Consider the following 18731-nt stretch of genomic DNA (forward strand, 5'->3'; position numbering starts at 1 on the left):
CGCGATGGCGACCATGGCCTTGATCCGCTCGCGCTCGGTCGGAGTCCGCCCCGTGGTCGGGTCGACGGTCACGTCACCGACGGTGAAGATGCCGAACTGCATCGGTCCTCCGCCCTTTCAACAGGTTGACGCTTCAACTATACCCCGCAACACGATCGCCCCCACACGTATTCCGCAGCTCAGCAGGGGTGGGGCGGCACCCCGGTCGCCGACGCCCACGCCACCCGGCAGGTCCTGGAGGAGACCGGTCCCGGCCCAAAGACCCCGCTCGCCGGCGACGCCGGTGCCGGGCAGCCGCGCGCGATGCCCGCCCGCCTGCCTGGCTCCGGAACGCGTCCGGGCGGTGCCCGGCACACGGACCGCGGCCTCGGTGGCCACCGATCACCCGGTCCGGCCGCCGCTCGCGGCCGCGTTCCCCCGGGCCCTCGGCCCCGCGCCGTCACCCGCTCGGCTCACCCCGATGGCCGCCGTCCGGCCCGCCCGCCAGGGTCTCAAGCAAGAGCCCGGTGTCGACGCCGAAGGGGCCAGTGATGCGCCGCTATCCGCCCATCGCCGATCACGGTCTCACCGGAGACCCGCGGACCTGCGCGCCGGTCTCCTCCGGGGCCGTGCCCGACCGGCCGTGCTCTTTGCGGTCCGACCCGCCGGGCGTCTTCGCCGCTCACCGCACGGTCCCGCGCCGCGCGAGCGGACCGGCCGCCGCGGTTCCCGCCCCCGACGCCCCGGGCGCCGCCGCCGGCGCGCGGGGCTAGGCCCGGCGATGTCGTCGCCACACGGCAGCGAGGACCTGTCGGCCACCGTGCTGGAGGCACTGTTCACCCAGGCGCCCATGGGGCTGTACGTGTTCGACGAACAGCTGCGGATCGTGCGCTACAACACCGCGCGGCGCGGAGTGCGGGGACTGCCCGGCGACGCGGTGCTCGGGCGGCGGCTCGACGAGGTCGCGGAGGGGTTCCACGATCCCGAACTGCTCCCGCTCGCCCGTCAGGTGCTCATGGGAGAGGCGCGGGTCCGGGGCCGTCTGATGCGCGGCCGGCCTCCCGGTGGCCCGGACCGGGAGACGGTGCTCTCGGTGTCGGCCTTCCGGGTCCGCCCCGGTGGCGGACACGTCCTGGGCGTCGCCGTCGTGGAGGACGTCTCCGAGCGCCAGCACACGGCGGACCGGCTGGACATCCTGCACAGCGCCCACCAGGCCATCGGCACGAGCCTGGACATGCGGGACACGGCGGACGCGCTGGCCGAGGTGGTGGTGGACCGGTTCGCGGACGCGGTGTCGGTGGACGTGCTGGACGAGGCGGTGCGCGGCGCCGCGCTGTCCGGCGGGCCGGTCGACGCGGACGTACCCCTGCGCCGGGTCGCCTTCCGCTCGGTGAACGACCCCGCGCGGCGGGCCCCCTCGGACACGCTGGACACCTTCCCCTTCCCCACGCCCTTCAGCCGGAGCCTGCAAGACGCCTCGCCCCGGCTCGTCACCCACCTGACGCCGGACGAGCCGTGGCTGGCCACCGATCCCGAGCGGGCCCGGCTGCTGACCGACGCGGGTGTCCACTCGCTCCTGATCACCCCGCTGGTGGTGCGCCGCACCGTCCTCGGGGTCGTCTGCTTCTACCGGCACCGGGACCCCCGGCCGTACGACGAGGACGATCTCTGCCTGGCCGAGCAACTGGCCCAGCGTACGGCGCTCAGCATCGACAACGCCCGCAGCTACGCCCGCGAGCGCACCATCGCGACCGGCCTGCAACGCCATCTGCTGCCCCGCACCCCGCCGCGGCTGACCGCGGTCGACACGGCAGCCCTCCACCTGCCCGGCACCATGGGCGGCGGCGGGGACTGGTACGACGTCATCCCCCTCTCCGGCAGCCGGGTGGCCCTGACCGTCGGCGACGTCACCGGCAGCGGCATCGAAGTGGCCGCCGCCATGGGCCAGTTGCGCACCGCGCTGACGACCCTCGCGGTCCGGGACCTGGCGCCGGAGGAGCTGCTCTCCTGCCTCGACGAGACCACCGCCTCGTTGGCGCGGGACACGGGCGAGCCGGTCACGGCGTCCTGCCTGTACGCGGTGTTCGACCCGGTGACCCGCGCCTGTACGGCCGCCAGCGCCGGGCACGCGCCCCCGGTGGTCCTCGGCGCGCTCGGCGATCCCCTGGCCCTCGAACCGCCCGCCGGCCCGCTGCTCGGCACGGGGCGCGGCGGGTACGAGGCGGTGCGCGCCGAACTGCCGGACGGCAGCCTGCTGGCCCTGTACACCAACGGTCTCGTCCGCTCGGCGCCGGGCGCCCGGCAGATCCTGCTGCGCGTCCTGAGCCATCCCGACCGCCCCCTGCGCCGGCTCGCCGACGACGCGGTGTACGCCCTCCTGCCCAGCCAGGGCGAGGACGACGCCGTGCTGCTGCTCGCCCGTACTCGCGGCCTGGCGGAGGAGCGGCTCGCCGAATGGACGCTGCCCAAGGATGCGGCCGTCGTCGGCACCGCCCGCCGGCTCGCCCGGCACCAGCTCGCGGACTGGGGACTGGAAGACCTGGCCTTCACGACCGAACTGATCGTCAGCGAACTGTTCACCAACGCCATCCGGTACGGCAGTCCGCCGATCCGGCTGCGCATGATCCGCGACCGGAGCCTGATCTGCGAGGTGTCCGACGGCAGCAGCACCGCGCCCCACCTGCGCAACGCCCGCGCCATCGACGAGGGCGGCCGAGGTCTGTCGCTCGTCGCCCGGCTCGCCGCCCGCTGGGGCACCCGGTTCGGACGCCGGGGCAAGACGATCTGGTGCGAGCAGGAGCTGGACGGCGGCTGAACGCCGGGGCCGTTCCGGGCCACCGTGGCCGGCCGATGCCGTACCGGCCCGGCGGTACGGTGAACCGGGGGTTCCGGCAGGCGTACGGCATGCTTCAGCGGGAATACCCGAACAGCGCGCTCGGGTACGGGTGCGCACGGGGAACGGACGGGGGAGGGAGCGGGCGCATGCGTGCGACCGTGCTGGATGTGGTGCGGGACGTCATCGACCGACACGCACCGGAGGAACGGCAGTTGGTCGATGACCTGGCGGGCCTGGACTACGGTCTGGTGGTACGGCGGACGCGGCGGGCGTCCTCCGGCGGACGGTCCGACCCGCTGGGCTTCGGCCTCGACACCGTCGCGGCCATGGTCACCCCGCTGGTCCTGCTGGTGGTCGACGAGGCGTGCCGCGCCGCCGTCGCGGACGGCACCGGGCGGCTGGTGAACCGGGCCGCGACCGCCCTGGGGCGGCTGCGCCCGTCCGCCCGCCGCCCGGTCGCCCCGCCCGAGGTGCCCCGTCTCGACCGGGAGCAACTGGCGTCCGTACGGCGGCGGGTGCATGAGGAAGCGGTCCGGCGCGGCTTCTCCGACGCCGACGGCCTCGCGGACAGCGTGGTCGCACGGCTGGCCCTGGCGGGCGGGGACGAACCGCGCGCCGACCGGCGGGATGAGGACGGGGCGGTCCGGTGAGCGGAGCCACGGGGGCGGCCGTGCCCCGCCCGGCGCCCGCGCCGCAGGCCCCCGACCCGGGCGTGCTGCCCGCCGGGACCTCCCTGCGCTTCCTCGTCCTCGTCGTCGCGATGGCGGCGGCCACGGTCGAGATGCTGACCGGTCTCCTGCGGCCGTACCCCGCCCAGAACGTCGCGTTCCTCTGCGAGTTCGCGGCGGGCTACGACCCGGGCGGCAACGTCATAGACAACGTGACGCGCAGCAACGCCCACGCGGAGGCGATCAAGGAGTGCGCCCAGGGCGCCCCCGTGACACCGCAGTGGTACGGCCTGGCCGGCAGTGCCGTCGTCCTGCTGGTGGCCGCGGCCGTGTACCTGCTGCTGCCGCGCTGGAAGCGGCGGCGGCACGGTCTGGTGCCGCTGCACGGCCGGGACCCGCAGGGCGAGGTCCGGGCCGAGGTCGCCCGGCTGGCCGGGCTCGCCGGAGTGCGCGCCCTGCCCGACCTGGTGGTCGACCTGACGGCGTTCGACGCCGGCGCGGTCGTCTTCGGCCGGGCGGGCAGGCGCACCCTCTGCCTCGACAACGGCCTGCTGCACGTCCGCCGCTCCGACCCGGCCCGCTTCCAGGCGGTGCTCCTGCACGAACTGGCCCACCTGCGCCACCGGGACGTGGACATCGCGTACGCCGTGACGGCTCTGTGGCGGGCCTTCCTCACCCTGGCCGCCGTCCCGTTCACCCTCGTGCTCGGCGGAAGCCTCGTCGCGGCGCAGTTCGGCTGGTTCATGGGCGCCGACGCCGTCTTCTGGCCCGCCTCCCGGCCGTACATGGTCCGGGAGATCGCGACCGCCGGGTTCCTGTTCCTGCTGGTCGTCCTGGCCCGCGCCGACACCCTGCGCCACCGCGAGCTGTACGCCGACCGGGGGGCCGTGGCGCTGGGCGCCGATCCCGGCGTCTGGCGGGCGCGGGCCGAGAGAGCGGGGACACAGGACCGCCCGGCGCGAAGCGTCACGGCGTTGTGGCGCAGTCACCCGTCGTGGGCGGAGCGGCGCCGCGCGCTGGAGGACCCGGCGCCCCTGTTCGCGCTGACGGACGTGCCGTTGTTCCTCCTCGGGGCGGTGACCCTGGTCACCGGCAACGCGCTGAGCGACCGGTGGGACGCGCTTCCGGCCGCCTGGGTCGTCGGGGCCTTGGCGGCGGCCCTCCTGACGGTCTCGGTCTGGCGCGCGGCCCTGTACGCCGCGCACCGGGGCGTTCCCGGCCCGTCGGGTGTGCGGGCCGGCTCTGCGCTCGGACTCGGCCTGGTCTGCGGGGAGTTGCTGTCCGGGTCGAGCATCGGTCCGGGCTGGTGGCCCGCGCACCCGGAACCCCTGCTCTTCCCGCTCCTCGGGGGCGTGGCCTACGTCTGCTGGCTGGCCCGGTGCGCCCGGCTGAGCCTGCGGGACACCCCGGGCACACCGCGCGCGCTGCGCGGAGCGGTGCTCGTCGCGGCCGTCGCGGGGTGCGTCGTGGCGGCGGCCGGTCTGAGCTGGTGGATGGGCGCGGGCAAGCTGCTGCTGGCCGGGGACCTGTACCAGGCGGGCGGTCTGGAGCAGGACATCCGCCGGATGTTCCCCGGCCCGTGGGGGACGCGGGAGTACGCGGCGGTGCTGCCCTGGATCGCCTCGGTCCTCACGAGCCTGAGCGTCGCGGGCTCGACCCTCGTGATCGCGGTGGCGGCGGTGGTGCTGTGGGTGTACCCGGCCGTACTGCTGCTCGGACGGCCTCGGGCGACGGGGCTGCGCTCCACGCTCCTCGCCGGCCTGGCCGGGGGCGTGCTCGGGGTCGCCGCCGTGGCAGTGGCGATGGCGTACGTCCACTCCTGGCGCCCTCCGCTCGGCGAGCGGGGCACGGCCTTCGGTGTCGTCTTCATGTGGTGGCGGACCGTCGCCCTGTGGACCGGTGTGACCGTGACGGCGGCCGTCGTCGCCGTGACCACCCGCACCCACCGGCTGCCCCGCGCCCTGACCGCCGCCGGCATCGCCCAGATCCTGGCGTTGGCGGGGCAGTTCCTGCTCCAGTCCGCCGACGGTTGTCTGGGCCCGCTGCGGGTCATGGGCGACAGTTGCCACTGGCTGCCGGGGGCGTCCTGGTCGCTGACCGAACTCCTGGTACAGACGGCCGCACCGGCGATGTTCGGCGCCGCCCTGGTCGCCGCGCCCCTGGCCCGGATCCCCCGCGCCCGAAGGCCCCCGGCGCCCGCCGAGGCCGTACGGCGGTCCTGGCCGACCCGCGTCGCCGTGGGCGCCGTCGCCGTCCTGGCCGTGGTGTCGTCCGTCGTGGCCGTGCGTTCGGTGACGGGCCGCGACACAGCCCTGGCGGTGCCCGACCGTCCACCGGCCGCCGGCACCGGCGAACGCGTGCGCAGCTTCCAGCTACTGGCCTGGTTCAAGACGAGCGGTCAGGCCGACATCGTCGCCGTGGCCTCTCGCTACACCGCGTTCGCGCAGTGGTTCAAGGAGTCGACGGACGCGGAGACCGGTGCCATCGACGGTGACACCCTGCGCCCCGTCTGCGCCGGCCTCGCCCGCGACACGGCCACCGCCCGGCGCCACCTGGGCGTCCCCGACCCGGAGCTGGGCCGCGCGTGGTCCACGCTGCTGGCCAGGAGCCGGGACGCGGCCCGCGAGTGCACGTCCGTGCTCGACTCGGAGACCGACGACGTGCGGCGCAACACGAAGATGCTGGAGGACCTCGTCGCCGCGTACGAACAGGCGACCAGGACCGTCCCGTCCCTGACGAAACGCGTCACCACCGCGCTGGAGCAGTGGCCGCAGTGGAAGAAGACCGGCTGACCGGCCGGCCACGACGCCGATCCTCCTGTGCGGTTGTCGTCCGCCGGCCGGCACGGAACGCTGAGGGAGCACGGAGGGAAGCGGTGCCATGGATCGTTTTCCGCATGCCGCCAACGTCGATTTCCACAGTCCGCTGGATCTCTCCAAGGCCGCCACCGCGGTACTGGACGCCGAAGGCCGCGTCTCCGGATGGGGATCCTCGGCCCAGCGCTTGCTCGGGCATTCCCCCGAGGAGGTGCTCGGGCAGCGACTGTCCACCCCGTGCAAGCTCTGCAAGGGGCACAAGCCCCGCGGCACCGTCCTGGACCTCTGCTGCCGGGACGGACGGATCCTGCGCGCGGCCGTGACGTTCAGCCCGCTCGCGCACCGGGGCGCCGCCGCGACCGTCGTGGTCGCGGCCGACCTGGACACGCTGCGCGGCTGGGAGGCACAGCTGGCCATGTTGCAGGGGCTGGCGACCGAGTCCGTCGTGGGCCTGACGATCTTCGACACCGACATGCGCGTCGTCTGGGGGAACGTCTCCACCGATCTGGAGCTGGCGGGGATCGCCCCCGTACATCGGCCGGCCGGCCGCGGGTCTCTTCCCGGAGGGCGAGTTCTCTCCCGCCACCACCCTCCGGACGAAGACCAGATCAGGAGCACGTCCTGACGACGGGCGAACCGATCATGGGCATGCACTACCGCGGGCGTGCCCCGTCCGATCCGGTGCGCGAGCACGTCTGGTCCTGCTCGTACCACCGGCCGGTCAACGCCCGGGGCGAACTGCTGGGGCTCTTCGAGGAATCCCTGGACATCACCGACCGCTACCGCGCCCAGGAACGGCTGTCGCTGCTCGTACGGGCCGGAAAGCGCATCGGTGCCTCGCTGGACGTGCGTCGTACGGCCGCGGAGCTCGCGGACGTGGCGGTACCGCAGCTGGCCGACGAGGTGCTGGTGGACCTGCCGCCGGCGGTCATCGAGGGGCGGCAGCCGCCCACGGGCTCGGCGCCGGGGCACGGTCTGCTGCGGATGCACGGCCGGACCCCGGAGGAGTTCCGGACCAGTCCCGTCTCCTACCCGCCCTCGTCACCGCAGGCCCAGAGCCTGGCCACCAGCCGCCCGCTCGTCGACGCCTCCCGGCCCGGGACACGGGACGGCACGGGATCGGCCGCCTCGCACCGGTCGACTTCCTTCTCGACCAGTTCGGCCTCGACCAGTTCGACGATCCCGGCTCGTGAGCCGGGGTGAGCCCCGGGCACCGTCCTCCCCGGACAACACCCGGCGCGTCGGCCGCCTCGTCGGGGGCGGACCGCACCGACCATGGACGCACGCGACACGAAGCCCGTCGAGGAGCTTGGAATGATCTTCATCACCGCGAAATTCCGGGTGCGCCCGGAGCACGCCGACCGATGGCCGGAGATCTCGGCCGCGTTCACCGAGGCGACACGCGCCGAACCGGGGTGCCTGTGGTTCGACTGGTCCCGCAGCGTGGACGATCCGACCGAGTACGTGCTCGTCGAGGCGTTCCGCGACGAGGAGGCGGGTGCCGCGCACGTCCGTTCGCAGCACTTCCGCGACGCGCAGCGGACACTGCCCCCGCACCTCGCCGAGACACCGCGCATCGTCAACACGACGCTCCCGCAGGAGGACTGGTCCCTGCTCGCGGAGATGGCCGTACAGGACGGGGGCTGACTCGGCTTGGTGGCCGCAGGCGTGGACGACCACCCGGGACCGCCCGGTCCTACCCGGACCGCTGATCAAGGGCGGTCCGGGTGCGCTGACCCGAACGACCTCATCGAGGCGTTCGGGCGGGACACGGACCCGGGCCCCTTGGCCGCATGCCTCGGGGACCTCGCGGCGCTCGCGTCCCGGGCACGGCCGGCGGGCCACCGCCTCCACTCCCTGGAGTGGCGGTGATCCCACGACGGGGGGAACGCCGACCGCCTCAGCCCGCAGCCTTCTCCCACACGGACACATGCCGCCGGCTCTCGCTGGTGAACGGCTCGCGCGTCCACCCGTCCCACCGCTCCCGCAGCCGCATCCCGGCCAGTCGGGCCATGAGGTCCAGCTCGGCGGGCCAGACGTAGCGGAACGGGACGGCCAGGTAGCTGCCGTGGCCGTCCCGGACGGAGACGTGGTGCGAGGTGACGGACTGGCCGGCCACGTCGTACAGGTCGAACCCGAGCCGCCCCTCGCCCACCCGGAACGGCACGGCGTTCTGCCCCGGCGGCAGCCGCCGCAGATCGGGCACGCCGACCTCGACGACGAAACAGCCGCCGGGCTCCAGATGGACGGCGGCGTTGCGGAAGCAGTCCACCTGGGCGTCCTGTGAGGTCAGGTTCATGATCGTGTCGTAGACGAGGTAGGCGACCGAGAAGGTCCCCTCGACCTTGGCGGTCGCGAAGTCCCCGATCGTGACACCGATCCCGTCCCCGCCGGGCTCGGCCCGCAGCCGCTCGGCCATCGCCCGGGACATGTCGATGCCGTGCACCTCGGCGCCACGCGCCGCGAGCGGCAGGGCGACCCGCCCGGTCCCGACCCCGAACACCAGCGCCCGCCCGCCGTCCCCGGCCAGCTCCGCCGGCAGATCCACGGCAGGCCCCACGACCCGCGGATCGAACATCTCCGCCGACGACTCGTCGTACGACGCGGCGACGGACTCCCCGAAGCAACCGTCCTCATCGAGCATGCGTCGACGGTACGGCGGTCGCCCGACCGGAGCGCGGCGTTATCCGGCGCGGCCGGCACCGGAACCGGACGAACTGATAGTGCGTCAAGCGGACTGGCTACCATGCGTTCGCACGCGCGACGCACACCTGATCGATCAACGGGGAGCATGGGGATGGGCTACACGATCCCGGGCTGGCTGGACGAGATACTCGACGTCATCGGGGTGAACTTCCCGAACGTGGACGAGGACGACTATCGCGAGATGGCCACGTCCATGCGGGAGTTCGCCGATAACTTCGAGGGCAAGGGCGGGGACGCGCACCAGGCGGTGAGCCGGATCCTCTCCTCCTCCCGGGGCTGGGCCGTCGACGCGATGGAGAAGCACTGGTCGCATGTGAAGGCCGGGCACCTCAACAAGATCCCGGAGCTGGCACGGCTGTTCGCGGACGCCTGCGACGTCGTCGCGGACGTCATCTACGGGATGAAGATCAAGGCCGAGATCGAACTCGGCGCGATGGCCGCCTCGGTGGGCATCTCGCTCGGCCTGGCCGCGTTCACCGGCGGCCTGTCCGCGCTGCTCGGCGCCGCCGAGATCACGGCGATGCGGCAGGCGGTCAAGCGGATCGTCGACGAGGCCGCCGACCAGATCGTGGACGAACTGGTCGCCCGGGTGACCGAGCCGGTCAACGCCAAGCTGGAGAAGATGGTCGAGGACGCGGTCCTGGACCTGGCCGAGGGCGCCTTCTCCCTGCCCCCGGAGCCCGCGACCGGCGGCGGTGGCGGCTCCGGCCAACACGGCCACGGCGGCGGCATGCGACTGGCCTCGGCCGGCGGGGCGATGACACTGGCCTCCGCGGGCGGCGGATCCGGCGGCGACCTGCACATCGACCACGTCGAGTTCGAGGACGGCGCCGACAAGGTCTCCCGGCACGGCGGCGACCTGCACACGGCCGTCACCGACCCGCTGGAACGCGCCAAGGGCCACTTCGGCCGCACCAAGGGCAGGGACGCCTTCACCGCGCCCTTCGAATCGGTCCTGGAGGGCGCCCTCAAGGGCTCGGACAAGGCCGTCAAGAAGATCGTCAAGCACCTCTCCGAGACTGTCCCGGACCGCGTGAAGGCAACCTCCCGCCTGCACAAGGGCATCGACATCGACGTCGGCCGGCGGGCCGACGGCATCCACCTCAACTCCGGCAAACCGGGAGGTGGTTCGGACCGCCACGGCGCCCCCGCCTCCGGCCGCAAGCCGGACCCCGGCCTGAAGATCGACTCTGCTGACCTGTCCAGGCAGGGCCGCGAGCTCAACGCCAAGCAGTTGTGCGGCGATCCGATCGACATGGCCAGCGGCCAGATGGCGCTCGCCCAGACGGACGTGGCGTTGCCGGGCGTCCTGCCCCTGATCCTGCGCCGTACCCACCTCTCCGGCTATCGAGCGGGCCGCTTCTTCGGCCCCTCCTGGGCCTCCACCCTCGACGAGCGGATCCAGCAGGACGACGCGCTGGGCGGATACTGGTGGCACCGGGAGGACGGGTCCGCGCTCGCCTATCCGCGCATGCCCGACCTGCCCGGCGACCGGGTGGGGCCCGCCGAGGGCGTCCGCCTCCCGCTGACCTATGTGAGCCGCGGCAGCGGTTACGTCCTGACGGTGGAGGATCCGTACTCAGGACTCACGCGCCAGTTCGAAGCCGGTACGGCGCAGGGCGGACCGTGGTGGCTGGTCGGCATCGAGGACCGCAACGGCAACCACCTCTCCGTCGAGCGCGACGACGACGGTGTGCCGCTCACCGTCACCCACAGCGGCGGTTACCGCATACGCGTCGACCACGACGACCAGCGGCGCGTCACCGTGCTGTGGGCCCTCAGCGACGACGCCCCGGTACGCCTGCGCGCCTTCGGCTACGACGCCGCGACCGGGAACCTGAGCGAAGTCCGCAACGCGGTCGACGCGCCCACGCGGTTCGCCTACGACGGCGCCCACCGCGTGACGGGGTGGCGGGACTCCAACGACACCGAGTTCACCTACGTCTACGACGCCGAGGGACGGGTGGTCGAGACCCGCGGGACCGACGGCATCCTCAACTCCCGCCTGTCCTACGGCGAGCGCCAGGACGACGGCACCAGCACCGCCACGTACACCGATTCACTGGGCAACACCACGGTCTACCGCGCCAACCGGCACGGGCAGATCGTCGCGATCACCGATCCGCTCGGGCACACGATCACCCAGACGTGGGACCGCCACGACCACCTGCTCTCCCGCACCGACCCGCTGGGCCGTACCACCCGCTGGACATGGGACGACGCGGGCGACCTGATCTCGGTCACGGCTCCCGACGGCACAAGCAGCCACGTCACCTACGACGCGTCGCACCGGCCGGTCCGCATCACCGACCCGCAGGGGGCGACCCACGTCCAGGACTTCGACGCGCGGGGCAACCGCACCGCCCTGACCGCACCGGACGGCTCGGTCCACCGGTTCACCCACCATTCCACGGGCGCCGTCGCCACGGTCAGCGGTCCCGCGGGCGACACACTCCGCATCGACACCGACCCGGCGGGCCTGGCCACCGCCCTCGAAGACGCCCAGGGGAACCGCACCCGCTACCTGCGGGACGCCTTCGGACGCCCGGTACGCATCACCGACCCGCTCGGGGCGACCACCACGCTGGTGTGGGACGCCGAGGGCCGGCTGCGGGAACGTACCGCGGCCAACGGCGCCACCGAATCCTGGACGTACGACGGAGAGGGCAACTGCACCGGCCACACCGACCCTGTCGGGGGGCGTACGCGACTGGTCCACGGCCCCTTCGACCTGCTGCTCGCCCGGATCGCCCCGGACGGCGTGGAACACCGGTTCCGCTATGACACCGAACGCCGGCTGACCGAGGTGCTCGACCCCCAGGGGCTCGTCTGGAGGTACGTCTACGACGCCGCCGGACAACTGGTGCAGGAGACCGACTTCGACGGGCACGAGACGACCTACCGCTACGACGCGGCGGGCGACCTGACCGCGCGGACCAACGCGGCGGGGCAGACCGTCGGTTACCACTACGACGCGTCCGGGCAACTCGTCGAGAAGGTCGTCGACGGGCGCAGGACCGTCTTCCGGAACGACGCGTGCGGGCGGCTCGTCTCGGCAGCCGGTCCCGACGGGACGCTGGCCTACACGTACGACGCGGTGGGGCGTGTCATCGCGGAGAGCATCGACGGCCGGACGCTGGCCACGGCCTGCGACGCCTCGGGGCGCCGGACACTCCGCAGGACACCCGGGGGCGTCGAGACGGCGTACTCCTACGACACGGCCGGCCGCTACGCCGAGCTGTCGCTGTCGGGCCGCACCCTCTCCTTCGAGCACGACGCGGCGGGGCGGGAGGTGCTGCGGCACCTCGGCGACCGGGTCACCCTCGCCTTCGCCTGGAATCCCGTCGGCAGCCTCAGCGGGCAGACACTCACCGTCCACGGCACCGCGCAGCCGTCGATCCAGCGCGGCTACACCTACCGTCACGACGGGCTCCTGACCGGCATCACCGACCGGGACGCCGGCCGGCGCTCGTTCCTCCTGGACCGGGCCGGACGGGTCACCGCCGTCGAGGCCGGACGCTGGAGCGAGAGCTACGCCTACGACGAGACCGGCAACCAGACGCGGGCGACCTGGCCGGAGAAGCACCCCGGCAGCCAGGCGCGCGGAACGCGCACCTACGCCGGAACGCGCCTGATCAGCGCCGGCAACGTGCGCTACGAGCACGATGCCGCCGGCCGGTGCGTGCTCCGGCAGGTCAAACGTCTCTCCCGCAAGCCCGACACCTGGCGTTACTCCTGGGACGCCGAGGACCGGCTCCTCTGCGTCGTCACCCCCGACGGCACCTGCTGGCGGTACCTGTACGACCCCCTCGGGCGGCGCATCGCGAAACAGCGCCTGTCCGCGGACGGCGCCGTCGCCGAGGAGACCCGGTTCGTCTGGGACGGTTCCACGCTGGTGGAGCAGACCACCCGGGTCGGCGGCGCGGCCGAACTGGTCACGCTCACCTGGGACCACGACGGCCAGGCACCTGTCGCGCAGACCGAGACCAAGTCCCTCGCGGACGCTCCGCAGGAGGTCATCGACCAGCGTTTCTTCGCCATCGTCACCGACCAGATCGGCACTCCCACCGAACTCGTCGACGAGGAGGGCGGGATCGCGTGGCGCACCCGCACGACCCTCTGGGGCTCGACGACCTGGAACCAGGACGCCACCGCCTACACACCGCTCAGGTTCCCGGGCCAGTACCACGACCCCGAGACGGGGCTGCACCACAACTACTTCCGTCACTACGATCCCGAGACCGCGCGCTACCTCACCTCGGACCCCCTTGGCCTGGACCCCGCGCCGAACCCCTTCGCCTACGTCGACAACCCGCACACGCTGTCCGATCCGCTGGGCCTCACCCCCTGTGACGAGAACGACGTCACGTGGGGCGGCCGGGTCCGCTACGGTGCGCCCGGTCCCGGAGGCCGCGCCACCACCATGCGTGCCACGATCGAGTCCGACATGACCGGCGGCAAGACCGATCCCCGGGTCAATGTGCCCGGTTACCAGAAGTACAAGAAGCTCAACAAGACCCACTTGCTCGGCGCGCAGATCGGCGGCTCCAACCGGGATCCCCGCAACTTCGTCACCATGCACCGGTTCGCGAATTCGCCGGTCATGCGGAAGATCGAGGACCAGATCAGGGAAGCGGTCGACAAGCGCGGTGAGACCATCGAGTACACCGTCACGCCCGTCTACCGCACGAACGACCCCACCGACGTCATTCCGCTGGGGCTGACCATCGAGGCCCGGGGGAACAAGGGATTCGCCTTCACCCCCTACGAGGGCGGCGACAGTACGAACATCATCACTATCCTGAATGTCCCCAAACGCATATGACGCCCCCGAGGAGACACGCGCCTCATGCATCCCGCTGTGACCAGGCTCATCGAGATCGTTCCGCCGGGCACTGCCCGGCGGACCCGTGACTGGAACGCTGTCGAACGTGCGCTCGGCACGCCGTTGCCGGAGGACTACAAGGAACTGGTCGAGGTCTACGGGGGCGGCGTCTTCGACGAGACGGTATGGCTGTTCGACCCGGAGTGCCCTGACGAGGACTACAACCTCGTGGCCCAGTTCGCGGAGCGGGAGAAGGTGCTCGGCCGGCTGTGGCAGACCGAGCCGAAGCCGGCGGAACTCGACAGGCCGGGCACGCGGGTCCTGCCCTGGGCCTACATCGAGGACAGCGGAGCGATGCTCTACTGGCTCGCCGGACCGGGGCAGAGCCCGGACGAGTGGACCGTGATGTTCAACGAGGGGCGCGGTCCCGAGTGGGAGCACCACGCCACTCAGTGCGCCCCCTTCCTCCTGGCCGTCCTGACGGGAGAGTCCGAGAGCGCGTATTTCCCCGACCTCCCCGCCGACAGCCACCAGTTCGACTCCAACGACGAGATCCTCGGCGAGGAGGACTGAGGAGCTCCCACCCATGTCCGCACCGGACCGCTCACGCCGCCGCGTCGTAAGCGGTCCGCGACCAGGCGCCGTCGTGGGTCCGCGGCCGTGGGGCCTGCTCCGCGAAGACGGACAGACGCAGCACGAGGTAGCGGCCCGTCCCGACGAGCGCGGTGGCCGACAGGTACACCGTCTGTTGCAGGACGAGTCCGGCTCCGGGGCGGAGCGCGGCCAGCGCGCCGAGCGCTGCCGACGTGACCAGCCAGCCGACGGCGATGGTGGCCGCGCTCTTCACATGGCCCGCCAGGCCCGGCCGCCCGTGGCCGAACGAGACGCGGGCGTGCAACTCGGTGGCGGCCACGGTGGAGGCGATGGTCGTCAGCGCGTTCGCGGCCATCCACGGGATCCACTGCGAGAGGAGGGCCAGGGCCGCCGAGGCCGCCAGGGTGACCGCGCTGCCCAGCCCGGAGAAGCGCACGAAGGACGCCGCGTGACGGTGGATCAGTCGCAGGCCGTTCATGGTGGTCCCCTCCCGGGCCGCTGCCCCTCGCGGGGCCGTCGTCGTCATGCCGGAGACCTTGGCCGCACCGCGATTCACCGCTGTTTCAGAGCGTTTTCAGGCGTGTCCGTGGCGGTGAAACCGACGCGGCGCCACGTGACTCGGGTCGACGGTGAACAACCGTCCAGCCGGGTCCTCGGCGAGGGAACGTGCCGCGGATGGCCTCGGCGAAGCCGCGGGTGACCGCCGTACCGGGACCGACGCCGGCACCGTGGGGCGAGTCGCCGTACCGCTGGAAGGGCTCAAAGAGCCCTCGTCATGCACACCGGGCCCGTGGTCGACGACCCGCACATCGCGTACCCCCCCCAGGTCAGCGCCGGTTCCCCAGCGCATCGCCCGGCGTCAGGACACCCGGAGCGTCCACGACGGCAGTCCGCCGCTGAGCGCGAGCCGGACTTCGGCAACCGCCGGAGGGCTCAGTTCCCGCTGTGAGGACACCGCCGGCGAGGCTCCGGGCACCGGCGCGGCTACAGGCCCACGTCCCGGCCGAGGACGTCCTCCATCGACTCGCGGCGGACCAGGAGGCGGGCGAGGCCGTCGCGTACGGCGACCACGGACGGGCGGCCGACCAGGTTGTAGCCGGAGGCCATGGAAAGGTGGTAAGCGCCGGCCACGGGTACGGCGAGCAGGTCGCCGGGGCGTACGTCGGCGGGGAGTTCGGCGTCGGCGGCCAGGATGTCGCCCGCCTCGCAGTGCCGCCCCACCACGGTGACCCGGGCGGGGGCCGCGGGGCTGTGCCGGCCGATCAAGCGGGGTGCGTAGCGGACGCCGTACAGGGCCGGCCGGGGGTTGTCGCTCAGGCCGCCGTCCACGGCCACGAACACGGTCTCACCCGAGTGCTTCACGGACAGAACACGGTACAGGGCGACCCCGGCGGGACCCGCTGTCCCGCGCCCCGGCTCGATGACCAGCCGGGGCACGGGGAGCCCGGCCGAGGCGCAGGCGTCGGCTAGCTCGGTGCGGACCTTGCGGGCCAGTGACGTCAGGTCGAGGGCGTCCTCGCCGGGCCGGTAGGCGATGCCGTGCCCGCCGCCGAGGTCGAGTTCGGGCGGGACCAGGCCGTGCTGCTCGTGCCGGCGGGCCATCAGGCCGACCATGCGGCGCACGGCCGCGAGGTACGGCTTGACGCTGGTGATCTGCGAGCCCAGGTGGCAGTGCAGGCCGGTGAGTTCGAGCTGCGGCTGGTCGAGGATGCGGGCGACGGCGTGCTGGGCGTAGCCGTCCGCGATGGAGAGTCCGAACTTCTGGCCGTCCGTGCCGGTCCGGATCTTCTCGTGGCCGCCCGCGCTGATGCCGGGCACCACGCGCACCATGACCTTCTGACTGCCGCCGGGCCCACGGCGGCGGCCGGCCGGGCGATCTCCGAGGGGCTGTCGATCACGACACGGCCCACGCCCAGGCGGAGAGCCGTCTCCAGGTCCCGCGGATACGTGGCGTTGCCGTGCAGCACCGTCCGCTCCGGTGGGAAGCCGGCGGTGACCGCGAGCTCCAGCTCGCCGGCCGAGCACACGTCCCGTCCGAGGCCCTCCTCGTCCATCCAGCGGACCATGGCCCGGCACAGGAACGCCTTGGCCGCGTAGAGGACTTCGGCGTCCGGGAAGGCGTCCCGGTAGGTGCGGCAGCGGTGGCGCACTTCGGCCTCGTCGAGGACGTGGACGGGGGTGCCGAAGCGGTCGGCGATCTCCGCGAGCCGTACTCCGCCCACGGCCAGGTGGCCGGGGCCGGACTCGGTCGTCGAAGCGGGCCACACCGACAGTCCGGCGAGGGCCGCGGGGACGACGGGTTCATGGACGGTGGTCATCGCCCGCTCTCCCCTCAGCCGATCCGCTGGGCCGGGGCGGCCGGTGCCGCCTCCAGGACGGCCGGCCCGACCGGGGCCGGGGCCGGGGCCGTGAACAGCGGGTCGATCGTGACGCCGGTGACGCCCAGCGGTGCGGTCAGTGCGGGCTCGGCGAGGCGGATCCACGCCTGACCGGCGCCGAGCGTCACGGCGAGCCTGCGCTCGGAGGTGAAGCCGACGGCTGTGCGGTCGCCGAGCGGTGTACGGAAGAGGCGGGCCGCACACCCGGAGGGGCCCGGCCGGACCGGGACGTACAGGGGTCCGGCCGGGAACCGATCGGAGGGCTCGGGGTCTTCGCCGTACAGGAGTTCTTCCACGGAATACCTCCGGAAAGGAGAGCTGAAGTGCCCCGGACGCGGGGAGGCGGACCGGGGCTCGCCATCGACGCTATGCCCGTCCGCGTCCGGTCCCGGCCCCTCCTGACGGAATGCTGACGGTGACCGGGACGACATTGACGGAATGCTGACATGCCTGGTCGGCAGGCCCCGGCAAGGCCCGTCAGAAGAGCGCCAAGAACTGGCTCGCGGCCTTCTCCAACGCCGTTCCCGCGAGTGGGATGGAAGCCGCTTCGACGAGATCGCCGGCGGGAACGGAACCACTGGCGTGGGGAGAACGGTGAAGAGATGTCCCAGTCCGACGCGCCCTCAGCCGCTCGTGTCGTGGTGGGGGTGAGCGGCTCTCCGGGCAGCCACGTCGCCTTGCGCCGGGCCGCCGAGGAGGCCCGGCGCCGCGGAGCCGAGCTCTGGCCGGTGCTGGCCTGGGAGCCGCCCGGAGGGGAACTCGCCGCGCGCCGGTCCCCGGCCCCGGCGATCACGATGGACGAGTGGGAGCGGCTGGCCGGTGAGAGACTGCTCCAGGCCCTGCACGACGTGTTCGGCGGCGCCGGCCTCGGGCTGCCCGGTCAGGCACTCATCGCCCGGGGTACCCCGGGACGGGCGCTGGTGCGGATCGCCGGCCGAGAGGACGACCTCCTCGTGATCGGCGCCGGACGACGTGGCCGTCTGCACCGCGCGCTGAGGCTGTCGGTCAGCCGCTACTGCCTCGCCCGGGCCACCTGCCCCGTCCTCGCGGTACCGCCGTCCCCGCTGGAGTCCGAACTGACGGCCGTGCGTCGCCGTACCACCTGGCGGCTGCGGCTGGACACCGAGCATGTCTGGAGTGAGCTCAACGTGCCGTTCGAAGCCTGAGCTCTCCAGACATGGCCGCCGCCGGCGGGTCCGGCTCCTCCGGACACCGCCGCGGTGCCGTCCATGGGGCGGGCATCGAGGTCGGGCCACCACGGGTGTGTCCTCGGCGTACGGGCGTGCCGCGAGGGCCCCGGCGAAGCCGCGGGCGCCCGTCAGGACATCGCCGCCGGCAGGTCCGGCCGCTCCGGAACGGCGCGTACGGAGTCGGCGTCCGATGTCGCCGTCCGCCCTCCCGGCACCACCACCTCGCCCCGCTTGCGTCACCTCCCTGTGCGTCGCCATCACGGCCCGGGGCACACTCCCGGCTGGAACTGCTCGCTGCACGACCGTGCGAGCCGCATCCTGGCCATGACTCCAGGTAGCCGCCACCCTGACCTGGTCCGTTCTGACCCCGCAGGGCACGGGCGGCCCTGGGGACGGCGCTGACTTGCGACTCTTGACACGCCGCCCGCGAGCACGGAGCGGGTCTTAACGCGGTCTTGACGCATTCGGAGGAGTCATCCATGGGCCCGGGTGTCACTCCTTGCTTACGCTGGTGCGGCCGTCAGCGTGATGGCCGGAAACCCCCCCACGCCAGTCCGCGCAGCAGGAGCACGTCGATGGTCACAACCGAACGCCCGCCGCACCGTCTGCGTGCCTGGATGCTGGAGGGGCTGTCCGACATGGGCAAGGCGGGCGGCCACACCGGGCCGCACGCCGTGCCGGAGCCCCCGCACCAGGGACAGCGCTGGTGGCGGGTGATGTGCCTGACCGGTGTCGACTA

At 73.1% G+C, this 18731-nt stretch carries 12 protein-coding genes and 1 pseudogene; 9 read left to right on the top strand and 4 right to left on the bottom strand.

Features of this window, described 5'->3' with window-relative positions:
• Nucleotides 1-760 precede the first annotated feature (760 nt).
• The 6 genes from IE294_RS43445 to IE294_RS43465 all read left to right on the top strand — a co-directional run bounded on the left by IE294_RS43445 (nt 761) and on the right by IE294_RS43465 (nt 7946).
• A complete protein-coding gene (locus IE294_RS43445) occupies nt 761-2794 on the top strand; it encodes a SpoIIE family protein phosphatase (RefSeq protein WP_189894869.1) in 2034 nt (677 codons plus the stop codon).
• A gap of 167 nt (nt 2795-2961) precedes the next feature.
• Complete coding sequence (locus IE294_RS43450) at nt 2962-3465, top strand: hypothetical protein (RefSeq protein ID WP_189894870.1); 504 nt, start codon at nt 2962-2964, stop codon at nt 3463-3465.
• The gene (locus IE294_RS43455) at nt 3462-6275 is read left to right on the top strand and encodes a M48 family metalloprotease (RefSeq protein WP_229918032.1); all 2814 of its coding nucleotides are present in this window, start codon (nt 3462-3464) and stop codon (nt 6273-6275) included. Before IE294_RS43450 ends, IE294_RS43455 begins: the two co-directional genes overlap by 4 nt.
• 88 nt (nt 6276-6363) lie before the next feature.
• Entirely contained in the window at nt 6364-6924 is a 561-nt protein-coding gene (locus IE294_RS48570) for a PAS domain-containing protein (RefSeq protein ID WP_229918034.1), read from the top strand.
• Nucleotides 6921-7502 carry a hypothetical protein gene (locus IE294_RS48575; protein ID WP_229918036.1) on the top strand — a complete coding sequence of 194 codons (582 nt, stop codon included), beginning with the start codon at nt 6921-6923 and terminating at the stop codon, nt 7500-7502. Before IE294_RS48570 ends, IE294_RS48575 begins: the two co-directional genes overlap by 4 nt.
• Nucleotides 7503-7613: 111 nt before the next feature.
• Nucleotides 7614-7946 (top strand): putative quinol monooxygenase, encoded by a 333-nt coding sequence (locus tag IE294_RS43465; protein WP_189820306.1) that lies wholly within the window; start codon nt 7614-7616, stop codon nt 7944-7946.
• Nucleotides 7947-8199: 253 nt separating this feature from the next.
• Here the strand turns inward: IE294_RS43465 and IE294_RS43470 are convergent, their stop codons facing one another.
• On the bottom strand, nt 8200-8943 hold the full coding sequence (locus IE294_RS43470) for a class I SAM-dependent methyltransferase (protein ID WP_189894871.1): 744 nt from the start codon (nt 8941-8943) through the stop codon (nt 8200-8202).
• A gap of 153 nt (nt 8944-9096) precedes the next feature.
• On the opposite strand from IE294_RS43470, the gene IE294_RS43475 reads away from it, so the two are divergent.
• Entirely contained in the window at nt 9097-13830 is a 4734-nt protein-coding gene (locus IE294_RS43475; RefSeq protein ID WP_189894872.1) for an RHS repeat-associated core domain-containing protein, read from the top strand.
• Nucleotides 13831-13854: 24 nt separating this feature from the next.
• Nucleotides 13855-14403 (top strand): SMI1/KNR4 family protein, encoded by a 549-nt coding sequence (locus IE294_RS43480; RefSeq protein WP_189894873.1) that lies wholly within the window; start codon nt 13855-13857, stop codon nt 14401-14403.
• A gap of 31 nt (nt 14404-14434) precedes the next feature.
• Here the strand turns inward: IE294_RS43480 and IE294_RS43485 are convergent, their stop codons facing one another.
• The 3 genes and pseudogenes from IE294_RS43485 to IE294_RS43495 all read right to left on the bottom strand — a co-directional run bounded on the left by IE294_RS43485 (nt 14435) and on the right by IE294_RS43495 (nt 17098).
• Nucleotides 14435-14902 carry a hypothetical protein gene (locus IE294_RS43485; RefSeq protein WP_189894874.1) on the bottom strand — a complete coding sequence of 156 codons (468 nt, stop codon included), beginning with the start codon at nt 14900-14902 and terminating at the stop codon, nt 14435-14437.
• A gap of 506 nt (nt 14903-15408) precedes the next feature.
• A pseudogene (lysA, locus tag IE294_RS43490) lies at nt 15409-16742 on the bottom strand (diaminopimelate decarboxylase).
• Nucleotides 16743-16756: 14 nt separating this feature from the next.
• Entirely contained in the window at nt 16757-17098 is a 342-nt protein-coding gene (locus IE294_RS43495; protein WP_189894875.1) for an SAV_915 family protein, read from the bottom strand.
• Between the two features lie 306 nt (nt 17099-17404).
• Between IE294_RS43495 and IE294_RS43500 the strand changes: the two genes are divergently transcribed.
• Complete coding sequence (locus IE294_RS43500; protein WP_189894876.1) at nt 17405-17968, top strand: universal stress protein; 564 nt, start codon at nt 17405-17407, stop codon at nt 17966-17968.
• Nucleotides 17969-18731 lie beyond the last annotated feature (763 nt).

Source organism: Streptomyces canarius (assembly GCF_014650735.1).
GTDB lineage: Bacteria > Actinomycetota > Actinomycetes > Streptomycetales > Streptomycetaceae > Streptomyces > Streptomyces olivaceoviridis.